The organism is Allokutzneria sp. A3M-2-11 16 (assembly GCF_024213555.1).
GTDB lineage: Bacteria > Actinomycetota > Actinomycetes > Mycobacteriales > Pseudonocardiaceae > Allokutzneria.
The window spans coordinates 58,350-82,931 of record NZ_JANAVO010000014.1; the positions used below are offsets into that span (position 1 = coordinate 58,350).

2 protein-coding genes (1 of these 2 cut by a window edge) are annotated in these 24,582 nt (G+C 69.3%); both read left to right on the plus strand.

Translation table 11 applies throughout. The annotated features are described in order from the left end of the window. Window positions 1-22,257, plus strand: coding sequence for a non-ribosomal peptide synthase/polyketide synthase (locus tag NLX83_RS35305; RefSeq protein ID WP_254239601.1), 22,257 nt, complete (start codon window positions 1-3; stop codon window positions 22,255-22,257). After that, window positions 22,257-24,582, plus strand: partial view of an amino acid adenylation domain-containing protein gene (locus tag NLX83_RS35310; RefSeq protein ID WP_254239602.1) — the beginning only. 7,643 nt of this gene lie beyond the right edge of the window; 2,326 of the gene's 9,969 nt are visible here — the first part of the coding sequence; its start codon is at window positions 22,257-22,259; its stop codon lies beyond the right edge, outside the window. Before NLX83_RS35305 ends, NLX83_RS35310 begins: the two co-directional genes overlap by 1 nt.

Sequence of the window (24,582 nt, forward strand, 5' to 3'; positions counted from 1 at the left end):
GTGGATGGTCTGGCGATGCGCGGCCCGCTTTCTCCGTACAGCGGCGGGGACGTGACCCCCGCGCCGATCCCGGTGCTGGTTCAGGAGCAGGCCAGCCGCACGCCGGACGCCGTCGCGGTGGTGTTCCGCGACCAGCGGCTGACCTACGCGGAGCTGAACGCGCGCGCGAACCGCTTGGCGCGCAAGCTGATGGAGCACGGTGTCGGGCGCGAGCGCACGGTGGCCCTTGCGCTGCCGCGTTCGGCGGACGTGGTCGTGGCGATGCTCGCGGTGCTCAAAGCCGGTGCCGCGTACCTGCCGATCGACCCGGACTACCCCGCCGAGCGCGTGGCGTTCATGCTCAGCGACGGCGATCCCGCTTGCTTGATCACCACCGCGGACATCGCGGGTTCCCTGCCGGTGACGACCGCCCCGGTGCTGTTGCTCGACACGATCGAGCCCGGCGACGAGTCCGATCTCGCTGCTGTGCCACTGGATCCCGCCAACGCCGCGTACGTCATCTACACCTCCGGTTCCACGGGGCGCCCGAAGGGTGCTGTCCTGCCGCACCACGGTGTGGTCAACCACATGCTGTGGCAGGCCGAGGAATGGGGCATCGGAGCCTCGGACGTGGTGCTCGCCAGGACCGCGTTCAGCTTCGACGCGTCGGGCTCGGAGATCTGGCTGCCGTTGCTGACCGGCGCGACGATCTGCATGGCGCCGGGCGATGTCACTCGCGAGCCGGAGCGCCTTGTCGCGTACGCGGCCGAGCACGGTGTGACCGTCGCCCAGTTCGTTCCGTCGCTGCTCGCCGTGACGGCTCCGGCGATCCGGGCCAATGCTGACCTCGCGCTGCGCGTCGTTTTCGTGGCGGGCGAGGTGCTTCCGACCGCGCTCGCCGAAGAAGTCGTTTCCCAGTGGGGCGTGCGGCTTGCCCACCACTACGGCCCTACGGAGGCGTCGATCGACGTCACTGCGTGGGATGTGGAGCCGGGCCTCGGGGATCGTTCGGTGCCGATCGGCACGCCGGTGTGGAACACGCAGGCCTACATCCTCGACGCCGCACTGCGGCCCGCGGATGAAGGCGAGCTGTACGTCGCGGGTGTGCAGCTCGCGCGTGGCTACCTGAACCGGCCGGGGCTGACCGCGGAGCGCTTCGTCGCCTCGCCTTTCGTTGCTGGCCAAAGGATGTACCGCACGGGTGACCTCGCGCGGTGGGGCGCGAACGGGCTGATCGAGTTCACCGGCCGGGCCGACGACCAGGTCAAGATCCGCGGCTTCCGCATCGAGCTGGGCGAGATCGAGTCCGTTGTGCTCGACGCTCCCGGGGTCACCCAGGCCGCCGTTCTCGCGCGCGAGGACCGCCCTGGAGACAAGCGACTCGTGGCTTATGTAGTGTCCGAAGTGGACAGTGTGGTGGTTCGGGAGCACGTTGCCGAGCACCTGCCCAGTCACATGGTGCCTAGCGCCTTCGTCGTGCTCGATGCGCTGCCGTTGGCGCCCAACGGAAAGCTTGACCGGCGAGCGCTTCCGGCTCCTGACCTCGGTGCCGCTTCGACCGGCCGCGCCGCGAGGAACCCGCGCGAGGAGATCCTGTGTGGACTCTTCGTCGACGTCCTCGGTGTGGAGCAGGCCGGGATCGACGACGGCTTCTTCGAGCTGGGCGGTGACTCGCTGCTGGCCGCGCGACTGATCAGCCGCATTCGCTCCACTATGGACGTCGAGGTCTCGGTCCGGGCCCTGTTCGAGGCACCGACCGTGGCCGAGTTGGCCGAGCGGCTGGACGAGTCCACGGGTGCGCGTCCCGCGTTGGTTCCCGCCGCCAGGCCCGAGCCGCTGCCGTTGTCCGCGGCGCAGCGCGGCCTGTGGTTCCTCCACCGCCTTGAGGGACCGAGCGCGACCTACAACATTCCTTTGGTGCTGCGGATGACCGGCACCGTCGACCACGAGGCGCTGCGTGCCGCGGTGCGGGATGTGGTCGCTCGGCACGAGACGCTGCGCACGATCTTCCCCGACGTGGACGGCGTTGCGCGGCAGCAGGTTCTCGACGCTACGCCCGATGTGTCCTTTGTGGACACCGATGACCTTGAGGGCGCGGTCGCCGAGGCGGCCCGCTACCCGTTCGACCTGGACAACGAAACCTCGTTGCGGGTCAGCCTGTTCTCCCGGGCGGACGGCGAGCACGTGCTGCTCCTGCTCATGCACCACATCGCCAGTGACGGGTGGTCGGAGCGGCCGCTGATCAACGACCTCGCCGTCGCCTACACCGCCCGCCTGGACGGTCGCGCGCCGGAGTGGCCCGAGCTTCCAGTCAGCTACTCCGACTACACCCTGTGGCAGCAGGCGGTTCTCGGAGCCGAGCACGACCGGCAGCTGGAGTTCTGGCGGACGGCGTTGGACGGGCTGCCGCAGCTCGTCGAGCTGCCGACCGACCGGCCGCGTCTGGCGACCGCAAGCCACCGCGGTGCGGAGCTGCGGCTGACCCTCGACGCGGAACTGCACCGCGGTGTCACCGAACTCGCCAGGAGCACCGGCAGCACCGTGTTCATGGTGGTGCAGGCCGCGCTCGCCGCGCTGATGACCCGCCTCGGCGCGGGCACCGACGTGCCGCTGGGCACCCCGGCCGCGGGCCGAGCTGACGAACAGCTCGACCAGCTCGTCGGCTACTTCGTCAACACGTTGGTACTGCGCACGGACACCTCGGGCGACCCGACGTTCCGCGAGCTGCTGGACCGCGTCCGCCAGGCCGACCTCGCCGCGTACGCGCACCAGGACCTGCCGTTCGAGCGCCTCGTCGAGGTGCTGAACCCGGACCGGTCGCTCGCGTACCACCCGCTGTTCCAGGTGATGCTGACCTTCGAGAACCTCGGTGAGGCGCGGCCGGAGCTGCCCGGTCTGCTCGCCGAGGTCGACGAGGTGCCGACGGGGGTCGCGAAGTTCGACATCGACCTCCGCCTCCAGGAGCGCTTCGCCTCGGACGGCGCGCCGACCGGTGTGGACGCGATCGTCGAGTACGCGACGGATCTGTTCGACGGTGCGAGCGTCGAGCTGCTGGTTCGTCGACTCGCGCAGCTGCTGCGCGGCGCGGTGGCGGACCCGGCCACGCGCATCGGTTCGCTAGATGTCCTGCTCTCCGACGAGGAACTGGAGCGCTTGGCCCGCACCGAGGACCAGCTCCTCGTTCGGGGTGTGCGAATCGACTCCGACCGCATCAGGTCCGTCCTCTGTGGACACCCGGCGCTTGTCGAGGCCGTTGTCGGAACTTTCGTCAGCGAAGGTCGCGAGCAGCTGGTCGGCTACGTGGTGCCGGAGACGGGTCGCTCAGTTCGCGCCGTGGACTTGCGGGAGCACGCGGCGCGGTCGTTGCCGGACTACTTGGTGCCACAGGCTTTCGTGGTGCTCGACGCACTGCCGTTGACCGCTGACGGGCAGCTGGACCGGGCCGCGTTGCCCGCGCCGGAACTCGTTTCGGGCGAGGACGTTGAGCCGCGCACCGTGCAGGAGAAGGTGCTGGCGGGGCTGTTCGCCGAAGTCCTGGGGCTGTCGGAAGTCGGCCTGAACCAGGGCTTCTTCGACCTCGGTGGCGACAGCATCGTTTCCATCCAGCTCGTCAGCCGTGCACGCAAGGCCGGTCTGCGGATCACGCCGCGCGATGTCTTCGAGCACAAGACCGTCGCGCGGATCGCGGCCGTCGCCGGTGTTGTGGAGTCGACTTCTCCTGCGACTCCGGACGTTGCCGTTGGTGCTGTCCTGCCGACGCCGATCATCGCTGATCTTCGTGAGCTGGACGGACCGATCGACGGCTACCACCAGTCGATGTTGGTCTACGTGCCCGCCGGGCTCGGGGTCGAGAACCTGACCGTCGCGCTTCAGGCGGTGCTCGACCGGCACGACGCGCTGCGGGCTCGACTGTCCGATGTGGACTGGTCGCTCAACGTTCCCGAGATCGGTGCGGTCGACGCGGCTACCTGTGTTCGTCGCGTTGCCGGGTTCGACGAGGAGGCCCTGCGTTCGGCAGCCGCACAGGCGCAAGCCGAACTGGACCCGTGGTCCGGTGCGATGGTCCGCGCGGTGTGGTTCGACGCGGGCGCCGACGAGCCGGGTCGCTTGCTGCTGCTGGTCCATCACCTTGTGGTGGACGGTGTTTCGTGGCGGGTGCTGCTGCCCGATCTCCGTGCCGCGTGGGAGGCCGTTTCGGCGGGCAAGGCCCCGGAGCTGGCCCCGGTCGGGACTTCGGTTCGTCGGTGGCGTGAACACCTTGGCGCGCAGGCGATCGAGCGCGCTTACGAGCTGGACCTGTGGAAGTCCGTTCTCGACACCGCCGATCCGCTGCTCGGTGAGCGTGCGCTCGACCGGACTCGTGACGTGCGGTCGACCACGAAGTCGCTGACCCTGTCGCTGCCGACCGCGATCACCGCTCCGCTGCTGGGCGCTGTCCCCGCTTCGGTGCACGGTGGCGTGAACGACGTGCTGTTGAGCGGCCTTGCGCTGACGGTCGCGGACTGGCGCCGTCGCCGTGGAGTGGACGAGACCGCGCTTGTGCTCGAACTTGAGGGGCACGGTCGCGAGGACATCGCCGAGGGCGTCGATCTCGCCAGGACGGTTGGTTGGTTCACCAGCGCCTACCCGGTTCGCCTCGATCCCGGCACGCATGAGCTTGGTGATGTGCGCGCTGCCGCGCGAGTGCTCAAGCGCGTCAAGGAGCAGCTGAGGTCCTTGCCGGACAACGGCATCGGCTACGGGTTGCTGCGGCACCTGAACGCTGAGACCTCGGCGGAGCTGGCCGCGTTCGCCCGCCCGCAGATCGGGTTCAACTACCTCGGCCGGTTCGCCGCGGCGGAGCGCGCCGACTGGGCCGCCGCTCCCGAGGCACCGGCGCTGGGCGCGGGCTTCGACGCCGACATGCCGCTGGGGCTGGCGTTGGAGCTGGACGCGGTCACCGAGGACGACGTCGACGGACCGCGTCTGGTCGCCACCTGGACGTGGGCCGGAGAGCTGCTGTCCGAAAAGGACGTTCGTGAGCTGGCCGATGGCTGGTTCACCGCGCTGGAGGCGCTGTCCGCGTTGGCGGCGCAGCCGGAGCTCGGCGGGCTCACCCCGTCCGACCTGCCGCTTGTCTCCTTGTCGCAGAACGACATCGAGAGCCTTGAGCAGGCCATGCCCGGGTTGGCCGACGCGTTGCCGCTCGCGCCGCTTCAGGAAGGTCTGCTGTTCCACTCGCTTTACGACGAGCAGGCCACGGACGTCTACTCCGTCCAGGAGGTCTACTCGTTCCACGGTTCGCTCGACGCGGGCGCACTGCGCACCGCGGCGGCTGAACTGCTTGAGCGGCACCCGAACCTCCGCGCCGGGTTCTGGCACGAGGGCCTGTCGCAGCCGGTCCAGGTCGTGCCCGGCGACGTCGACCTGCCGTGGGCGGAGGTGGACCTGTCCGGGCTCGACACCGCCGCGTGCGACGCGGAGCTATTGCGGGTCACCAGCGCCGACCGCGCGCACCGCTTCGACCTGACCAAGCCGCCGCTGCTGCGCTTCACGCTGGTCAAGCTCGGCGAGGACGACCACCGCTTCGTCATCACCAACCACCACATCCTCTTCGACGGTTGGTCGATGCAGCTACTGCTCGACGAGCTTTTCGCGCTCTACCAAGGGAAGTCGCTGCCCGCCGTGGCCGCTTTCCGCGACCACCTCGCGTGGCTGGGGCGGCAGGACAAGGCGGCCGGGGACGCGGTGTGGCGCGAGGCCCTGGACGGCCTCACCGCACCGACTCTGCTCGCCAAGGGCACTCCGGGGACTCAGCAGACGCCAGAGCAGTTGCTGCTCACGCTGCCCGCCGAGTTGACCGAGAGGCTTCAGGACCGCCTGCGGTTGAACGGCCTCACGCTGAACACGGTCGTCCAGGGCGTGTGGAGCCTGTTGCTGGGCAAGCAGACCGGCCGCGACGACGTTGTGTTCGGCGCGACGTTCTCGGGTCGTTCTTCCGCACTGCCCGGTGTCGAGTCGATGATCGGCATGTTCATCAACACGCTGCCGGTGCGCGTGCGACTGCGGTCGGACGAGTCCATTGTGGACCTCCTCACGCGCGTGCAGGATGAGCAGTCGAAGCTCATCGAGTTCCAGCACCTCGGCCTCAACGACGTGCAGCGGATTGCCGGGCTGGGCGAGCTGTTCGACACCCTGACCGTGGTGGAGAACTACCCGCACGACGACGATGACGTGTGGACCCCCGCACCCGGCCTGCGGGTCAGTGTGCTGGAGGACCACGACGCCACGCACTACCCGTTGACGCTGTCCGTGCTACCCGGCAAGAACCTCCGCCTGCGCCTGGAGTACCGGCCGGACCTGTTCTCCACCAAGGAGATCCAGCAGCTGGCCGACGAGCTCATGCGGCTGGTCGAGACCGTGGTAGAGGACCCGACGCAGCTCGTGTCGGTCTCCTCCACCGCGGGGGCGGTGGAGGAAGTCGTCGCCGAGGAGGACGGTCCCGCGCAGCTGTCCTGGCGTGCTCCGCGCACCCCTGAGCAGGAAATCCTTTGTGGACTGTTCTCCACTGTGCTCGGTGTGCCGACCGTGGGCATCGACGACAACTTCTTCGAGCTGGGCGGGCACTCGCTGACCGCGATCCGGTTGCTGAGCCGCATCCGGTCGATGTTCGGCGTCGAGCTGGCGATCCGGCACCTGTTCGAGGCGCCCACCGTCGAAGCCCTCGCGGAGCGGATGAAGGGCGCCAGCGAGGCTCGTGTCGCGCTCGCGCCGATGGAGCGCCCGGAGATGATCCCGCTTTCCGCCGCGCAGTGGCGGCTGTGGTTCCTGTACCGGCTTGAAGGCCGCAGCGCGACGTACACGGTTCCGTTGCTGCTGCGCATGTCCGGCGAACTCGACCGCGCTGCGCTTCAGGTCGCGATCGGCGACATCGTGGAGCGGCACGAGACGCTGCGCACGATCTTCCCCGAGGTCGACGGCACCCCGCACCAGCTGATCATCGACTCCGCCCGGGCGCGGCCCGAGTTCAGCTTCGTGGAGACCGACGAGGCCGGGCTCGCGGAAGAGCTGAAGACCGCGACGCGGCACGGCTTCGACCTCGCCACCGAGCTTCCGTTGCGGGTCACGCTGTTCTCGTTGGGCAACGACGAGCACGTGTTGTTGTTCCTGCTGCACCACATCGCCAGCGATGGTTGGTCGGACGCGCCGTTCGCTCGCGACCTCTCGGCGGCGTACGGAGCGCGGCGCAAGGGACTTGAGCCGTCGTGGCCCGAGCTTCCCGTGCAGTACGCGGACTACACGCTGTGGCAGCAGGAGCTGCTGGGCAGCGAGGACGACCCGGAGAGCCTGCTCTCGCAGCAGGTCGCCTTCTGGGGCAAGCAGTTGGCGGGTCTGCCGGAGCAGCTGGAGCTGCCGACCGACCGGCCGCGTCCCGCCGCCGCGAGCTTCAAGGGCGACGAGGTCCACTTCGAGCTGGACGCGCAGCTGCACCGCGATCTGCTGGAGTTGGCGCGCCACACCAACACCACGCTGTTCATGGTGTTCCAGGCCGCCGTGTCCGCGTTGCTCACGAGGCTCGGCGCGGGCACGGACATCCCGCTGGGCGGGGTGATCGCGGGTCGCACCGACGAGGCGCTGGACGAGCTGATCGGCTTCTTCGTCAACACCCTGGTGCTGCGCACGGACACCTCGGGCAACCCGACGTTCCGCGAGCTGCTGGCGCGGGTCCGGGACACCGACCTGGCCGCGTACGCGCACCAGGAGATCCCGTTCGAGCGGCTGGTCGAGGTGCTGAACCCGGTGCGCTCGCTCGCGCACCACCCGCTGTTCCAGGTGATGATCCTCTTCCAGAACAACGCCGAGGCCGAGCTGGACATGCCGGGCCTGCGCGCGAGCCTGGAGGACGTCGGTTCCGGTGTGTCCAAGTTCGACCTCGATTTCGACATGCAGGAGTGCCACACCGAAGCCGGCGATCCGGACGGCCTCAAGGGTCTCGTCGAGTACGCGACCGACCTGTTCGACCGGAGCACGGTGGAGCGGATCGTCGCGCGGCTGGCCCGATTGCTGCGCGCGGTCGTCGCTGACCCGGACAGGCCGATCTGGCAGACCGACATCCTGGAGCCGGTCGAGCGCCGGAGCCTCACCGAGGAGTGGGCCGCGTCGGTCGCCGAGGTCACCCAGACCACCGTGCCCGCGCTGTTCGAGGCCGCCGTCGCGGCCAACCCTTCGAGCACCGCTGTGGTCTACGACGACACTCGTCTGTCCTATGTAGAGCTGAACGAGCGCGCGAACCAGTTGGCGCACAAGTTGATCGCCGAGGGGGTTGGGCCGGAGCGCATCGTCGCGCTGGCGCTGCCGCGTTCGGCGGAGCTGGTCGTCGCGGTGCTGGCCGTGCTCAAGGCCGGTGGCGCTTACCTGCCGCTCGACCCGAACTACCCGGCGGAGCGCATCGCGTTCGTCATCGAGGACGCGCGGCCCACGGTCGTGGTGACCAGTTCCAAGGTGGCGGTGGAGCTTCCCGGGAATGTCACGCGGATCGTGGTGGAGGAGCAGGAAGGCGGCTCGGTCGAGAACCCGGTTCGCTCCGACCTGTGCCCGGACAACGCCGCCTACGTCATCTACACGTCGGGCTCGACCGGCAAGCCCAAGGGTGTGCTGATCCCGCACCAGAACGTCGTGCGGTTGTTCGATCAGACCGAGCACTGGTTCCACTTTGGACAATCCGACGTGTGGACGCTGTTCCACTCCTACGCGTTCGACTTCTCGGTGTGGGAGCTGTGGGGCCCGCTGCTCAACGGCGGCAAGCTCGTTGTTGTGCCGCACGAGGTTTCCCGCGCGCCCGCTGACTTCCTGGCGCTGATGGAGCGCGAGCGGGTCACGGTGCTCAACCAGACGCCGTCCGCCTTCTACCAGTTGGTGCAGGCCGATCTGGAGAACCCGGGCACGGACCTCGCGCTGCGCTACGTGATCTTCGGTGGCGAAGCCCTTGAGCTGTCCCGGCTTTCGGCCTGGTACGAGCGGCACGCCGACGACGCGCCGGTCCTGGTCAACATGTACGGCATCACCGAGACCACGGTGCACGTCACGCACCTCGCGCTCGATGAGGCCAGCGCCGCGGCGAGCGTCAACAGCACCATCGGCACGGCGATCCCCGACCTTCGGGTTTACGTGCTGGACCAGGGGCTCCAGCCGGTGCCGCCCGGTGTCACGGGCGAGATGTACGTTGCGGGCGCCGGTCTGGCGCGCGGGTACCTCGGCCGGGCCGGGCTGAGCGCTCACCGCTTCGTCGCCGATCCGTTCGGCCCGGCGGGTTCTCGGATGTACCGCACCGGTGACCTGGCGCGCCGGACCGGAGCACCGCTTGCGGGTGCGACCAGTGTTACTGCCAACGGCGTCCTTGAATTCTTCGGCCGCGCGGACGACCAGGTCAAGATCCGTGGCTTCCGCATCGAGCTGGGCGAGATCGAGGCCGCTGTCCTCGATGGGCCCGGTGTCGCGCAGGCCGCCGTCATCGTTCGCGAGGACCGGCCGGGCGACAAGCGGCTTGTTGCATACGTCGTGGGTTCCTGCGATGGGTTGCGTGAGCACGTCGCGGCGAACCTGCCGGTGCACATGGTGCCCAGCGCGTTCGTCGAGGTTGAAGCGCTTCCGTTGACGCCCAACGGGAAGCTCGACCGCAAGGCGCTGCCCGCGCCGGAGCTGACCGCGGCGAGCACCGGAAGGGCTCCGCGCAACCAGCGCGAGGAGATCCTTTGTGGACTGTTCGCGGACGTGCTCGGCGTCGACAAGATCGGCATCGATGACAGCTTCTTCGAGCTGGGCGGTCACTCCCTGCTCGTCACCAGGCTGATCAGCCGCATTCGGTCCGTGCTGGGCGCGGAACTCGCGGTGCGCGCGCTGTTCGAGGCGCCGACCGTCGCCGGGCTCGCCGAACGCATCGACGAGGCCAACGGAGCGCGGCTGGCACTTGTCGCGATGGAGCGCCCGGAGCGCGTGCCGCTGTCGTTCGGTCAACGCGGTCTGTGGTTCCTCAGCCGCCTTGAGGGGCCGAGCGCGACCTACAACGTGCCGCTGGTCATGCGGCTCTCCGGCCCGCTCGACCTAGACGCGCTGCACCTCGCGATGCGCGATGTCGTTGGCAGGCACGAGAGCTTGCGCACCCTGTTCCCCGAGGTCGAAGGCACGCCGTACCAGCACATCCTGGACATGGACCAGGTCACTGTGGACATCCGCGTCGTGGACACCGACGAGGAGAGCCTGACGGCGCAGCTCGAAGAGGCGTCGCAGTACCACTTCGACCTGGCCAACGAGCTCCCGCTGCACGTGACCCTGTTCCGCATCAGCGACACCGAGCACGCGCTCCTGCCGCTGATGCACCACATCGCCAGTGACGGCTGGTCGGAAACCCTGCTTGGGGATGACCTGTCCATCGCGTACGCGGCTCGCGCCGAGGGGAACGCTCCACAGTGGACTCCGCTGCCCGTGCAGTACGCGGACTACACGCTGTGGCAGCGGGAACTGCTCGGCCGGGAGGACGACCCGAACAGCGCGATCTCCCGCCAGCTGGTGTTCTGGAAGGAAGCGCTGAAGGACCTCCCGGAGCTCGTGCAGCTGCCCACCGACCGGCCCCGTCCTCCGGTGGCCACCTACGGCGGTGACGAAGCCCCGCTGCGGCTGGGCGCGGAGCTGCACGAGGGGCTGCTCGCCCTGGTGCGCCAGACGAACACAACGCTCTTCATGGCCGTCCAGGCGGGCCTGGCCGCGTTGATCACGAGGCTCGGCGCGGGCACGGACATCCCGATCGGCAGCCCGATCGCCGGGCGCACCGACGAGGCGCTCGAAGACCTGTTCGGCTACTTCGTCAACACGTTGGTGCTGCGCGCGAACACCTCTGGCGCGCCGACCTTCCGCGAGCTGCTGGACCGCGTCCGGGAGACCGACCTCGCCGCGTTCGCCCACCAGGACGTGCCGTTCGAGCGGCTGGTCGAGGTCGTCAACCCGGTGCGCTCGCTCGCCCGCCACCCGCTGTACCAGGTGATGCTGACCTTCGAGAACTTCGACGAGGTAGACGTCACCATGCCCGGCCTCCAGACCTCCCTGGTCGACGTGGTCGGCGGGGCGTCCAAGTTCGACATGGACGTCCGGCTCCAGGAGCGCTACAGCGCGGACGGGGCGCCCGCGGGCATCGTCGGCGAGATCGAGTACGCCACGGACCTGTTCGATCGGTCCACTGTGGACGGATTTGGGGCGCGACTGGTCCGCCTGCTGGCGAACGCGGTGGCCAACCCGGACGTCTCGATCTGGGAACTCGACCTGCTCACCGAGGACGAGCGCGCGACGGTCTTCGCCGACCCCGCGGTGACCGTGCTCGACGAAGGCGGCCTGCCGGTGCCACCCGGTGTCACGGGTCAGCTGCACCGCTTCGGGACCGCTACCGGTGAGCTCGCTCGCCGCACCGCGGACGGCTCGCTGGACATGCTGGGCCGCGTCGAGGACGTGGCGACTGTCCGCGGTTTCCGTGTCAACCCGGCCGAAGTCGCTGATCGGATCGCGTCGGTTGACGCTGTTGCGCAGGCTTTCGCGGTGATCCGCGACGGCCAGTTCATCGCGTACGTCGTGCCGACGTCGCGAATGGACAGTGCGTCCGCGCGGCAGATCGCGGAGGATGTGCTGCCGGAGTACCTGGTGCCGCACAAGTTCGTTGTGCTGGACCGGCTCCCGGTGGATGCGGACGGGCGGGTCGACCGTGCCGCGTTGCCCACGGAGGAGGCCGAGGCCAGCACTGCGTCTCGTGCTCCGCGCACGCCGCAGGAGGAAATCCTGTGTGGACTGTTCGCTGAAGTGCTTGGTGCTGACCGGGTTGGTGTCGACGACAGCTTCTTCGAGCTTGGTGGTCACTCGCTGTCCGCGATCCGCCTGCTCAGCCGTGTCCGGTCCGCGTTCGGAGTGGAGCTGCCGGTGCGCACGCTCTTCGCTGAGCCGACCGTGGCCGGGCTGGCCGCTCGCCTGCACGCCGGTTCGGCGGCGCGGGCCGCGCTGAGGCCGGTCGAGCGTCCCGAACGCATCCCGCTTTCCTTCGCGCAGCAGCGGTTGTGGTTCCTGCACCGCCTTGAGTCCGGCACGACCTACAACGTCCCGCAGATCCTGCGCCTCACCGGTGAACTGGACCGCGAGGCGTTGGAGGCGGCGCTGGGTGATGTCGCCGAGCGGCACGAGAGCCTGCGGACGGTTTTCCCGGAGGCCGACAGCAACCCGTACCAGCAGATCCTCGACACGAAGCCAGAGCTGCACGTCGTTCCCGTCGACGAGGCCAGCCTGCACGCTGAGCTGGACCGCGCTGCTCGCTACGAGTTCGACCTGCTGGTCGAGCCGCCGCTGCGGGCGACGCTGTTCCCGGTCAGTGCCGACGAGCACGTGCTCCTGTTGCTGCTGCACCACATCGCCAGCGACGGTTGGTCGGACGCTCCGTTCGCGAACGACCTCTCGACGGCGTACGGCGCACGGCGGCAGGGAAAGGCTCCACAGTGGACTCCGCTGCCCGTGCAGTACGCGGACTACACGTTGTGGCAGCAGGAAGTCCTCGGTAGCGAGGACGACCCGGAGAGCGTAATCTCCGCGCAGCTAGCGTTCTGGCGTGAAGCGCTGAGCGGCGTGCCGGAGCTGCTGCCGCTGCCGACCGATCGCCCCCGGCCCGCCGTCGCCAGCCACCGCGGCGACGAGATCCAGGGCGTGATCGACGTCGAGCTGCACAAGCGGTTGGCCGCGGTCGCGCGCCAGACCAACACCACGGTTTTCATGGTGTTGCAGGCGGCCTTGGCGACGCTGCTGACCAAGCTCGGTGCGGGCACGGACATCCCGATCGGCACGCCGGTCGCGGGCCGGGCCGACGAGGCGCTGGACGAGCTGGTCGGGTTCTTCGTGAACACGGTGGTGCTGCGGACGGACACCTCGGGCAACCCGAGCTTCCGCGAGCTGCTGGGCCGGGTGCGCGAGTCCGATCTGGCCGCGTTCGCCCACCAGGACGTGCCGTTCGAGCGCCTGGTGGACGTGGCGAAGCCGGTGCGGTCGCTGGCGCACCACCCGCTGTTCCAGGTGATGATGGTCTTCGAGAACAACGCCGAGGGCGTCTTCTCGATGCCCGGCCTCGAAGCGAGGTTCGCCGAGGACGTCGACATGGGCGCCGCGCGGTTCGACCTGACCTTCCACATCCAGGAGAACCTGACCGGCGACGGCGCGCCCGACGGCATCGGCTTCGACCTGGAGTTCGCCGAGGACCTGTTCGACCGCGGCACGGTCGAGGGCATCGCCGCCCGGCTCGTCCAGGTGCTCGACACGATCGCGGGCGACCCCGACATCGTGATCGACCGGGTGGCCCTCGCGGACCCGGACGTGCTGATGATCGGCGCCGATCTGTCCACTTCGGACACTTCGCTGCGCGATCTTGTCGCGGCAGTTCCGGGTGACGCGATCGCGTTGTCCTACGGTGGCACCGAAGTGTCCTATGCGGACATCTTCACCACCGAGCTTCCGGAACGGATCTCGGTGATCCTCGACTCCTGGCGCAGTGGCGAACCGTTCACGGTCACCACGGCGCGGGGGCGGAGTGTGACTGTGCCGCAGGCGGTTCTCGCCGCGCGGCTGGCCGCACGCCAGGCACAGCACCCGCTCACCAGTGCGGAACGGGTGCTGTGCCACTCCGCTCCCGGCTCGATCACCGAGCTGTGGGAGGTGCTGTGGCCGCTGACCACCGGGGCGACCGTGGTGCTCGGCGACCTGGCCAGCTCTGACGCGACCGTCGCGCACGCCACTCCTTCGCAGCTCGCTGCGCTGCTGCGTGAGTCGGTCCCCGCACAACTGGGCAAGGTGTTCAGCACGGGCGAGCGACTGCCGGAAGCCTTGCAGCAGGCGTGGTTCGAGGCCGTGGAAGTGCCGCTGTACAACAGCTACTCGGTCGCCGAGTGCGGCGGCGAGGTCGCTTCGTGGCGCTGTGACCCCGATTCCTGGGGCGGAGCCGTGCCTTTGGGACAGCCCGTCGCGGGAACTCGGATCTACGTCCTCGACTCGGGTCTGCAACCGGTTCCGCAGGGCGTTGTCGGTGAGATCTACGTGGGCGGCGCGGGGAACGTCGCCGATCCGTTCGGCGATCCGGGCTCCCAGATGATCCGCACCGGTGACCTGGGCCGCCGCAATACCGATGGTGACTTGGAGTTCGTCGACTCCGCCGTGAAGGTGCGCGGTTTCCAGGCGCGCCTCGCGGAGCTGGAGTCGGTGCTCGCCGACCGGTGGGACATCGCCGAGGCCGCCGTAGTGGTCCGCGACGACAAGCTCATCGGCTACGTGGTTGCCGTTCCAGGCAACGAGGTCGACGCCACGGCGCTGCGCGAGTACGCAGAGGCGATCGTGCCGGAGTACCTGGTTCCGTCGTCCTTCATGGTGCTCGACGCCATGCCGTTGGAGCACAACGGCCGGATCGACCGCGCGGCGCTGCCCGAGCCCACTGTGGACGGTGACGGTGGTCCCCGCGGTCCGCGCACTCCGCAGGAGGAGATCCTGTGTGGACTCTTCGCGGAGGTGCTCGAAGTCGAGAGCATCGGCGTGGACGACGGATTCTTCGAATGGGGCGGGCACTCGCTGCGCGCGACCAAGCTCGTCAGCCGCGTTCGTGCCGCGTTCGGCGTTGAGCTCCCGGTTCGGGTGCTCTTCGAGTCGCCGACCGTCGCAGGGCTCGCGCGGCGGCTTGGGAACGCCGCCGAAGCACGGCCGGAGCTGGCGCGTCGTGAGCGCCCTGCGGAGATCACGCTGTCCGCGGCTCAGCGGCGGCTGTGGTTCCTGCACCGTCTTGAAGGCCCGAGCGCCACGTACAACGTGCCGCTGGCCATGCGGCTGACGGGTTCGCTGGACCGCGAGGCGTTCGCGGCAGCACTGGGTGATGTGGTTGCCAGGCACGAGAGCCTGCGCACCGTCTTCGCCGAGGTCGATGGAAACCCCTGCCAGATCGTGCTTCCCTCGGCCAAGCCCGAGTTGCTGATCGTGGAGTCCACTGAGGATGGTGTGGCGGAGGCGCTCAACCGCGCGGCCGACTACGCGTTCGATCTGACGGTAGAGATCCCGATCCGGGTCACGCTGTTCCCGCTTGGCGGCGACGAGTACGCGGTGCTGTTCCTGATGCACCACATCGCCAGTGACGGTTGGTCCCTGGAGCCGTTGGCCAAGGACCTCGCCGCCGCGTATGAGGCGAGGCTTCAGGGGAACGCTCCACAGTGGACTGCGTTGCCTGTTCAGTACGCGGACTACACGCTGTGGCAGCAGGACCTCCTCGGCAGCGAGGACGACGAGCACAGCCTCGCTTCGCAGCAGGTGCTGTTCTGGCACGGTGCCCTTGAGGGCGTCCCCGAGCAGTTGGCGCTGCCGGTCGACCGCCCGCGCCCGCCGACTCCGAGCTACCGGGGTGCCGCGGTCGAATTCGGTCTGGACGCGTCGCTGCACGCCGATGTCGCCGAGCTGGCCAAGCGCACCGGGAGCACGGTGTTCATGGTCGTCCAGGCCGCGCTTTCGGCTCTGCTGAGCCGTTTGGGCGCCGGCACGGACATTCCGCTCGGCACCGTGGTCGCGGGCCGCACCGACCAGGCGCTCGACGACCTGATCGGGTTCTTCGTGAACACGGTGGTGCTGCGGACAGATGTCTCCGGCGACCCGACGTTCACCGAGCTGCTCGCCCGTGTTCGCGAGACCGATCTGGCCGCGTTCGCCAACCAGGACGTGCCGTTCGAGCGGCTGGTGGAGGTGCTGAGCCCGACGCGGTCGCTGTCGCACCACCCGCTGTTCCAGGTGATGCTGACCTTCCAGAACAACGACGGTGGCGACTTCGCGATGTCGGGCCTGCGCGCCGGGTACGCCGACGTCGACACCACGGTGTCCAAGTTCGACCTCACGTTCTTCGTCGAGGAGAACTACTCCGCTGACGGTGTGGCCGAAGGCATGAGCGGTGAGGTCGAGTTCGCCACCGACCTGTTCGACAGCAGCACCGTCGAGGCCATCGTGCGGCGGCTCAGCAGGCTGCTCGCCGCTGTGGTCGCCGCGCCGGACCAGCCGATCGGCCGTGCGGACGTGCTGGCGGAGGACGAGCGCGAGCGGATTCTGGTGCGGTGGAACGACACCGCTGCGCCGATCGAGCCCGCGACGCTGCCTTCGCTGTTCGCGGCTCAGGTGGCGGCGGACCCCTCGGCGACCGCGGTGGTCTTCGAGGACGTCTCACTGTCCTATGTGGAGCTTGACGCGCGGGCGAATCGTCTTGCGCGCCACCTCGTCTCGCTCGGTGTGGGGCCGGAGTCGATCGTCGCCGTCGCGGTGCCGCGCTCGGTGGACCTCGTAGTGTCCTTGCTGGCCGTGCACAAGGCCGGTGGTGCTTACGTGCCGATCGACCCGGACTACCCGGTCGACCGCATCACGTACATGCTCACCGACTCCGCTCCTGCCTGTGTCATCACGACTTCTTCGGTATCGCTGCCCTCGGTCTCGGCGCCTTCAGTGGTGCTGGACTCGCTCGACCTGGTGGATGAGGACTTCGTCCAGCCTTTGTTGGCGCCCAGCCACCCGGCCTACGTGATCTACACGTCGGGTTCGACCGGTCGTCCCAAGGGCGTTGTGGTCTCGCACGCCGGTGTGGCGAGCCTTTCGGTGGCGCACGTGGCGAACTTCGAGGTCGGTGCGGGCTGCCGGGTGCTCCAGTTCGCGGCGCTGAGCTTCGACGCCGCGGCCTGGGAAGTGATCATGGGCCTGCTTTCCGGCGCGACGCTCGTGCTGGCGCCTTCTGACAAGCTCCTCCCGGGTGCGGCCCTGGCTGACGTGGTGGCCCGGCACGGTGTCACGCACGTGACGCTGCCGCCGACCGCGCTGGCCGCGCTGCCGGAGAATGCGCTGCCCGAAGGGACGACCCTCGTGGTCGCGGGCGAGGCGTGCCCGCCGGAGCTGGTGGACCAGTGGTCCCGTGGCCGTCGGATGATCAACGCGTACGGTCCGACGGAGACCACGGTCTGCGCCACGATGAGCGCTCCGCTGTCCGGCGCGGTGACCCCGCCGATCGGCCGTCCAATTACCAATGCGCAGGTCTACGTGCTGGACTCCGCGCTCCGTCCGGTTGCGCCGGGTGTCGCGGGCGAGCTGTACGTATCGGGTGCCGGTCTGGCCCGTGGTTATCTCGGGCGCACCGCGTTGACGGCGGAACGCTTTGTCGCTTCGCCGTTCGCGGTGGGGGAGCGGATGTATCGCACCGGTGACTTGGCGCGGTGGACGGTTCACGGTGAGCTGGAGTACTTGGGCCGGGCGGACACGCAGGTCAAGGTGCGTGGTTTCCGCATCGAGCTGGGCGAGATCGAGTCGGTTCTCGTTCAGCACCCGGAGATCAGCGCCGCCACGGTGATCGTCCGGACCGATCGCGCCAACGATCCGCGTGTGGTCGCGTATGTTGTCGGGTCCACTTTGGACCTTCGCGAGCACGTGGCGGCGAGCCTGCCGGACTACATGGTTCCCAGCGCGTTCGTGGCGCTGGACACGATTCCGTTGCTGCCCAACGGGAAGGTGGACCACAAGGCGTTGCCTGCGCCGGAGGTGCGGACGGTTGTCTCGCGCGCTCCGCGCAACCCGCGTGAAGAGCTGATGTGCGGCCTGTTCGCCGAGGTGCTGGACGTTCCGGTGGTCGGCGTCGACGACAGCTTCTTCGACCTGGGCGGGCATTCGCTGCTGGCCACCAAGCTGGTCAGCCGCGTTCGCTCGGTGTTCGACGCCGAACTCGCGGTGCGCGCCGTGTTCGAGGCGTCCACGCCCGCCGAGCTGCTGGAGCGGCTGGCCGGGGCGGAAGGCGCCCGCGCCCGGCTCGTCCGGGCAGAGCGTCCGGCGGAGATCCCACTGTCGGCGGCTCAGCGGCGGTTGTGGTTCCTGCACCGTCTTGAGGGGCCGAGCGCTACCTACAACGTGCCGCTCGTGTTGAAGCTGACGGGCTCGGTCGACGCCGAGGCCATGCGGTCCGCGATCGAGGATGTCGTTGCGCGGCACGAGAGTCTGCGCACGGTCTTCCCCGAAGCGGACGGCGTTCCCTACCAGCTCATCCTGGACCCGGCCGAGGCGCGGCCCGTGCTGCGCGTCGTCGAGACCGAGGACCTGGAAGCCGCCGCGGAGGAAGCCGCACGGCACGCGTTCGACCTTTCCAGCGAGTTGGCGGTCCGCTCGTGGTTGTTCACCACGAAGCGGGACGAGCACATCCTGTTGTTGCTGCTGCACCACATCGTCAGCGACGGCGCCTCGCTGGAGCCGCTGTCCCGTGACCTGTCGGTCGCGTACACGGCCCGGTTGCGCAGTGAAGCTCCACAGTGGACGGACCTTCCGGTGCAGTACGCGGACTTCACGCTGTGGCAGCGCGAAGTGCTCGCCACCGAGGAGGAGCGGCAGATCGAGTTCTGGCGGGATGCCCTCGCCGGGGTGCCCGACCTGGTGGAGCTGCCGATCGACCGCCCGCGCCCGCCGACGCCGAGCTACCGGGGCGACGAGGTCGGCTTCACCGTCGACGCGGACCTGCACCGGAAGCTGGCCGAGGTGGCCCGCGAGACCGGCACCACGTCGTTCATGGTGGCGCAGGCCGCACTCGCGACCCTGTTCACCAGGCTCGGCGCGGGGACGGACGTCCCGCTCGGCACCGCGGTCGCCGGCCGGACCGACGAGGCACTGGACGAGCTGGTCGGCTTCTTCGTGAACACGGTGGTGCTGCGGACCGACACGTCCGGCGCGCCGACGTTCCGGGAGCTGCTGGGCCGGGTCAGGGAGACCGACCTCGCGGCGTTCGCGCACCAGGAGGTGCCGTTCGAGCGGCTGGTCGACCTGCTCAGCCCGGTCCGTTCGCTGGCGCACCACCCGCTCTTCCAGGTGATGCTGGTCTTCGACAACAACGCGGAGGCGTCGCTGGACCTGCCGGGCCTGAGCGCCCGCGTCGCCGAGGTGGACACCGGGGTCGCCAAGTTCGACCTCACCTTCCACCTGGAGGAGACTCCGTCCGGAGTGGACGGTTCGGTGCAGTTCGCCACCGACCTGTTCGACCGGAGCACCGCTGAGGCGCTGGGCGAGCGGTTCGTCCGAGTGCTGCGGGCGGCGCTGTCGGAGCCGGACCGGCCGATCACGGAGCTGGACGTTCTCGCTGCCGCGGAACGGGATCAGCTCCTCGGAGCGTGGAACTCCACCGCCGTGCCGGTGGCCGCTTCGACCTTCCCGGACCTGTTCCGGGCGAGGGTCGAGGAGACGCCGGACGCCACGGCTGTGCTGTTCGAGGACTCGCGGCTGACCTACGCGGAGTTGGACTCGCAGGCTGACCAGCTCGCGAAGTTCCTGCGCACCAAGGGAGTCGGCCCGGAGCAGATCGTCGCGGTCGCGCTGCCGCGGTCCGCGGAACTCGCGGTCACGCTGCTCGCGGTCCTCAAGGCCGGTGGCGCTTACGTGCCGATCGACCCGGACTACCCGGCCGACCGCATCGAGTACATGCTCACCGACTCCAACCCGGTGCTGGTGATCACCAACCGCGCGATCGCCGCCGAACTGCCGGGCACCTCGTTGGCGCTGGAGGACATCGACCTCACGGATCTTCCTTCGTCCGCTGAGCCCGTTCTGTCGCCGGAGCACCCTGCGTACGTGATCTACACGTCGGGTTCGACCGGTCGTCCCAAGGGTGTCGTGGTCTCGCACGCCGGTGTGGCGAGCCTGTCGCACGCGCAGATGTCGGCCTTCGAGGTCGGCGCGGGCAGCCGGGTGCTCCAGTTCGCAGCGCTGAGCTTCGACGCGGCGGCCTGGGAGATGATCATGGGTCTGCTGTCCGGGGCCGCGCTCGTCCTGGCCCCGGCCGACAAGATCCTCCCCGGTGAGCCGTTCGCGGAAGTCGTTGCCCGGCACGGGGTCACCCACGTGACGCTGCCACCCACGGCGCTGGCTGCCTTGCCGGAGAACGCGTTGCCGGAGGGTTCGACGCTCGTCGTCGCGGGTGAGGCTTGCCCACCGGAGCTGGTCGGCCGCTGGTCGCGGAACCGCCGGATGATCAATGCATACGGTCCGACGGAGACCACGGTCTGCGCCACGATGAGCGCGCCGCTGTCCGGCGCGGTCGTGCCGTCGATCGGTCGCCCGATCACCAACGCCCAGGTGTACGTGCTCGACTCGAACCTGCGCCTTGTCGCACCTGGTGTGCAGGGCGAGCTGTACGTGTCGGGTGCCGGTCTGGCTCGGGGTTACCTCGGGCGCACCGCGTTGACGGCGGAGCGGTTCGTTGCTTCGCCGTTTGCGGTGGGGGAGCGGATGTATCGCACCGGTGACCTTGCGCGGTGGACGGCTCACGGCGAGCTTGAGTACCTGGGACGGGCGGACACGCAGGTCAAGGTGCGTGGCTTCCGCATCGAGCTGGGTGAGGTCGAAGCCGTTCTCGCGCAACACCCCGCGGTTGCTCGCAACACGGTCATCGTTCGCGAGGACCAGCCCGGAGTGGGCCGCCTCGTTGCTTACGTCGTCGGGTCCACTTTGGACTTGCGAGACCATGTCGCGGCGAGCTTGCCGGACTACATGGTGCCGAGCGCCTTCGTGGATCTGGCCGAGATTCCGTTGCTGCCCAACGGGAAGGTGGACCGAAAGGCGCTGCCTGCTCCGGACTTCGCGTCCACTGCGGGCAAGCGTGCGCCGAGTACCCCGCACGAGCAGGTGCTGTGCGAGGCGTTCGCCGAGGTGCTCGGGTTGTCCGAGGTCGGTGTCGACGACGGCTTCTTCGAGCTGGGCGGCGACAGCATCCTGTCCATCCAGGTGGTCAGCCGGGCGCGCAAGGCCGGGCTCGTCGTCACCGCGCGGGACGTGTTCCAGCAGCGCACGCCCGCCGCGCTGGCGACCGTCGCGCAGGTCCTGCCGACCGTGTTCGCCGACCCGGACGCCGGGATCGGTGAACTGGCGCCGACGCCGATCATGCACTGGCTGCGTGAACTCGGCGGGGTCAAGGGCTTCAACCAGTCGATGGTCGTCCAGGTCCCGGCCGAGCTGGAGGAGCGTCAGCTCACCCAGGTCGTGCAGGCGGTGCTCGACCACCACGACGCGCTGCGGCTCCGGGTCGGTCCACAGTGGACTCTAGAGGTCCGGCCGCGCGGTGCGGTCGACGCGGCGAGCTTGATCGTGCGCGGTGAGATCGACGAGAAGACCGCTGAAGCGGCCCGTGCCGCACTCGATCCGGAGGCCGGGTCGGTGGCCCGGTTCGTGTGGTCCCCGGGCAGGCTGCTGATCGTGCTGCACCACCTCGTGGTGGACGGCGTTTCCTGGCGCATCCTGTTGCCGGACCTCGCCGAAGCGTGGGCGGCGGTCGCCGCGGGGCGGAAGCCGGAGCTGGAGCCCGTGGGCACTTCGGTGCGGGCGTGGTCGCAGCAGCTCGCCGCGTCCGCGCCGCAGCGGGCCGGTGAACTGCCGGTGTGGCGCGAGGTCGCGTCCACTGTGGACCCACTGCTCGGCGCTCGGGCACTGGACCCGGCAAGGGACACGGCCGCCACCGCGCGGGAGATCTCGCTGACCCTGCCGACAGAACTGACCGAGCCGGTGCTGACGAGGCTCCCGGCCTCGGTGCACGGCACGGTCAACGACGTGCTGCTCACTGGCCTGGCCATGGCCGTGGCGAAACGGCGGCCCGGCCCGGTGCTGGTCGACCTTGAGGGCCACGGCCGCGAGGAGATCACCGAGCACACCGAGCTGTCGCGGACCGTCGGCTGGTTCACCAGCCTGTTCCCGGTCCGCATCGACCCGGGCGCCGAGGGCGCGGCGACCGACGCGCTCAAGCGGGTCAAGGAGCAGCTGAGGTCCTTCCCGGACAACGGGATCGGCTACGGCGTGCTGCGCTACCTCAACGGGGACAGCGACATCGCGGTCTCGCCGCAGATCGGGTTCAACTACCTCGGCCGCTTCGGTGCTGACGGGGAGAGCCAGGACTGGGCCGCCGTGGACGGGATCACGCCCGCGCCGAGGGACCCGTCGATGCCGATGACCCACACCCTGGAGATCACCGCGGTCACCGACGACACGGTGGCGGGCCCCGTGCTCAGCGCCACCTGGGCCTGGCCCGGCGAGCTGCTGTCCGAAGTGGACGTCCGGCGGCTCGCCGAGGACTGGTTCGCCGCGCTCGGCGAGCTGGTCGCGGACGCCGATCGGGCCGACGCCGGTGGGCACACCCCGTCCGACCTGGGGCTGGACTCGTTGAGCCAGGACGAGATCGACGACCTCGAAGCCGAATTGGGAGACTGGTGATGAAGCCTTCGGGGCTTGAGGACGTCCTGCCGCTCTCGCCGTTGCAGGAGGGCCTGCTCTTCCACGCCCTCTACGACAACGAGGCGGTGGACGTCTACAACACCCAGCTCGTGCTGCACCTGCGGGGCGAGCTGGACGCCGGGCTCCTCCGGGCCAGCGCGGAGGCGGTGCTGCAACGGCACCCCAACCTCCGCGCCGGTTTCCGGCTGCGCAAGAACGGCCAGCCCATGCAGGTGATCCCGCGCGGGGTCCTCCCGGCGTGGGCGGAGCTGGCCCTGCCGGAGGAGGAGTTCGAGCGGTTCCTGGTCACCGACCGGACCACGCGCTTCGACCTCGCCCGCCCGCCGTTGCTGCGGTTCTCCCTGGTGCGCATGGCCAACGGCGACCACAACCTGGTGATCACCAACCACCACATCCTGTTGGACGGATGGTCGGCGCCGCTGCTCGTGCAGGAGCTGTTCTCGATCTACGAGCGCGGCGGCTCGGTCGCCGGGCTGCCGAAGCCGACCCCGTACCGGAACTACCTGGCGTGGCTGGGGAAGCAGGACAAGGCGGGCTCGGAGCTGGCCTGGCGGGAAGCCCTCGCCGGGCTGGAGGAGCCCACCCGCGTCGCGCCCTCGGTGCCCGGCCGGGAGCCGGTGCTGCCGGAGCGGATCTTCACTGAGCTTTCCCCTTCGGCAAGTGATCGCATCGCGGAGACGGCGCGCAAGCACGGCCTCACGCTGAACACGCTCGTGCAGGGCGCGTGGGCGACGGTGCTCGGCCAGCTCACCGGCCGCGCTGACGTCGTGTTCGGCGCGACGGTGTCCGGCCGTCCCGCCGAGATCCCCGGCGTGGAAAGCATGATCGGCCTGTTCATCAACACGGTGCCGGTGCGCGTCCGGCTCGACCCGGCGGCCGGGCTGCTGGACACGCTGACCCGGTTGCAGGACGAGCAGTCCCGGTTGATGGCGCACCAGCACCTGAGCCTCGCCGACATCCAGCGCCAGGCCGGGATCGGTGAACTGTTCGACACCATCACGGTGTTCGAGAACTACCCCTTCGACGACGGCGGCGAGCAGTCGCTCGGCGGTCTGAGCGTCGCGGGCATGGACGGCGGTGGCGCGACCCACTACCCGCTCAGCCTGATCACCGGCATGGCGGGTGATCGCCTTGTCGCCCGCGTGGACTTCCGGCCGGACCTCTTCGACCGCGCGCAGGGCGAAGCCGTTGCCGCGCGGTTCCTCCAGGTGCTGGAGACCCTTGACCTCGGTGAGCCGACCGGGCGCGTCGACGCCCTGCTGCCCGCCGAGCGCGCCAAGGTGGTCGTGGAGTGGAACGACACCGCGAGCTACCTGCCCAGCAAGACCCTCCCCGAACTCCTTGAGGTGCAAGCGCATCGTTCGGACGTCGCTCTGACCTTCGAGGGCGAGTCGCTGTCCTATGTGGAGCTTCACGAGCGGGCGAACCGGCTCGCGCACTACCTGATCTCCGAGGGTGTCGGGCCGGAGAGCGTTGTCGCACTGGCGATGCCGCGTTCGGTTGAGCTGATGGTCGGGCTCCTCGGGGTGCTCAAGGCCGGTGCGGCGTACCTGCCGGTCGACCCGAGCTACCCGTCCGAGCGCATCGCGTTCATGCTCGAAGACGCTGCCCCCGCGAAGGTTCTCAGCACCTCTGCGGTGTCCTTGCCTGCCTTGAATCTCGATGAGAACGACTTCGCCGAGTTCCCGTCGACAGCGCCGACCGGCGTCGATCTGCGGCTGGGCAACACGGCATACGTCATGTACACCTCGGGTTCGACCGGTCGGCCCAAGGGCGTGCAGATCTCGCACGAGGCTGCCGTGAACAGGCTCGACGGCATGCAGCGCGCCTACCCCCTCGACGCCAGCGACCGGATCTTGCAGAAGACCGCGTCGAGCTTCGACGTCGCCGTCTGGGAGTTCTTCTGGCCGCTGCTCCAAGGCGCGTCGATCGTCATGGCGCGGCCGGACGGCCACCGCGACCCGGCCTACCTCGCGTCGCTGATCCAGGACGAGAACGTCACCACTGTCCACTTCGTACCGCCGATGTTGCAGGTGTTCCTCCAGCACCCGTCTGCGGCCGGATGCACCAGCCTCCGCAGGGTGTTCTGCGGCGGTGAGGCACTGCCGGAGGAGCTGCACCGGCAGTTCCGGGACATGCTCGGGATTCCGCTGCACCACCTCTACGGCCCGACCGAGGCGACGATCGACGTCACCGCGTGGGACGGCGGCCAAAAGATCGGCCCCGGTAACGCGCCGATCGGTTTCCCGGTGTGGAACACCCAGGTCTACGTGTTGGACAGCGCGCTGCGGCCGGTTCCCCCCG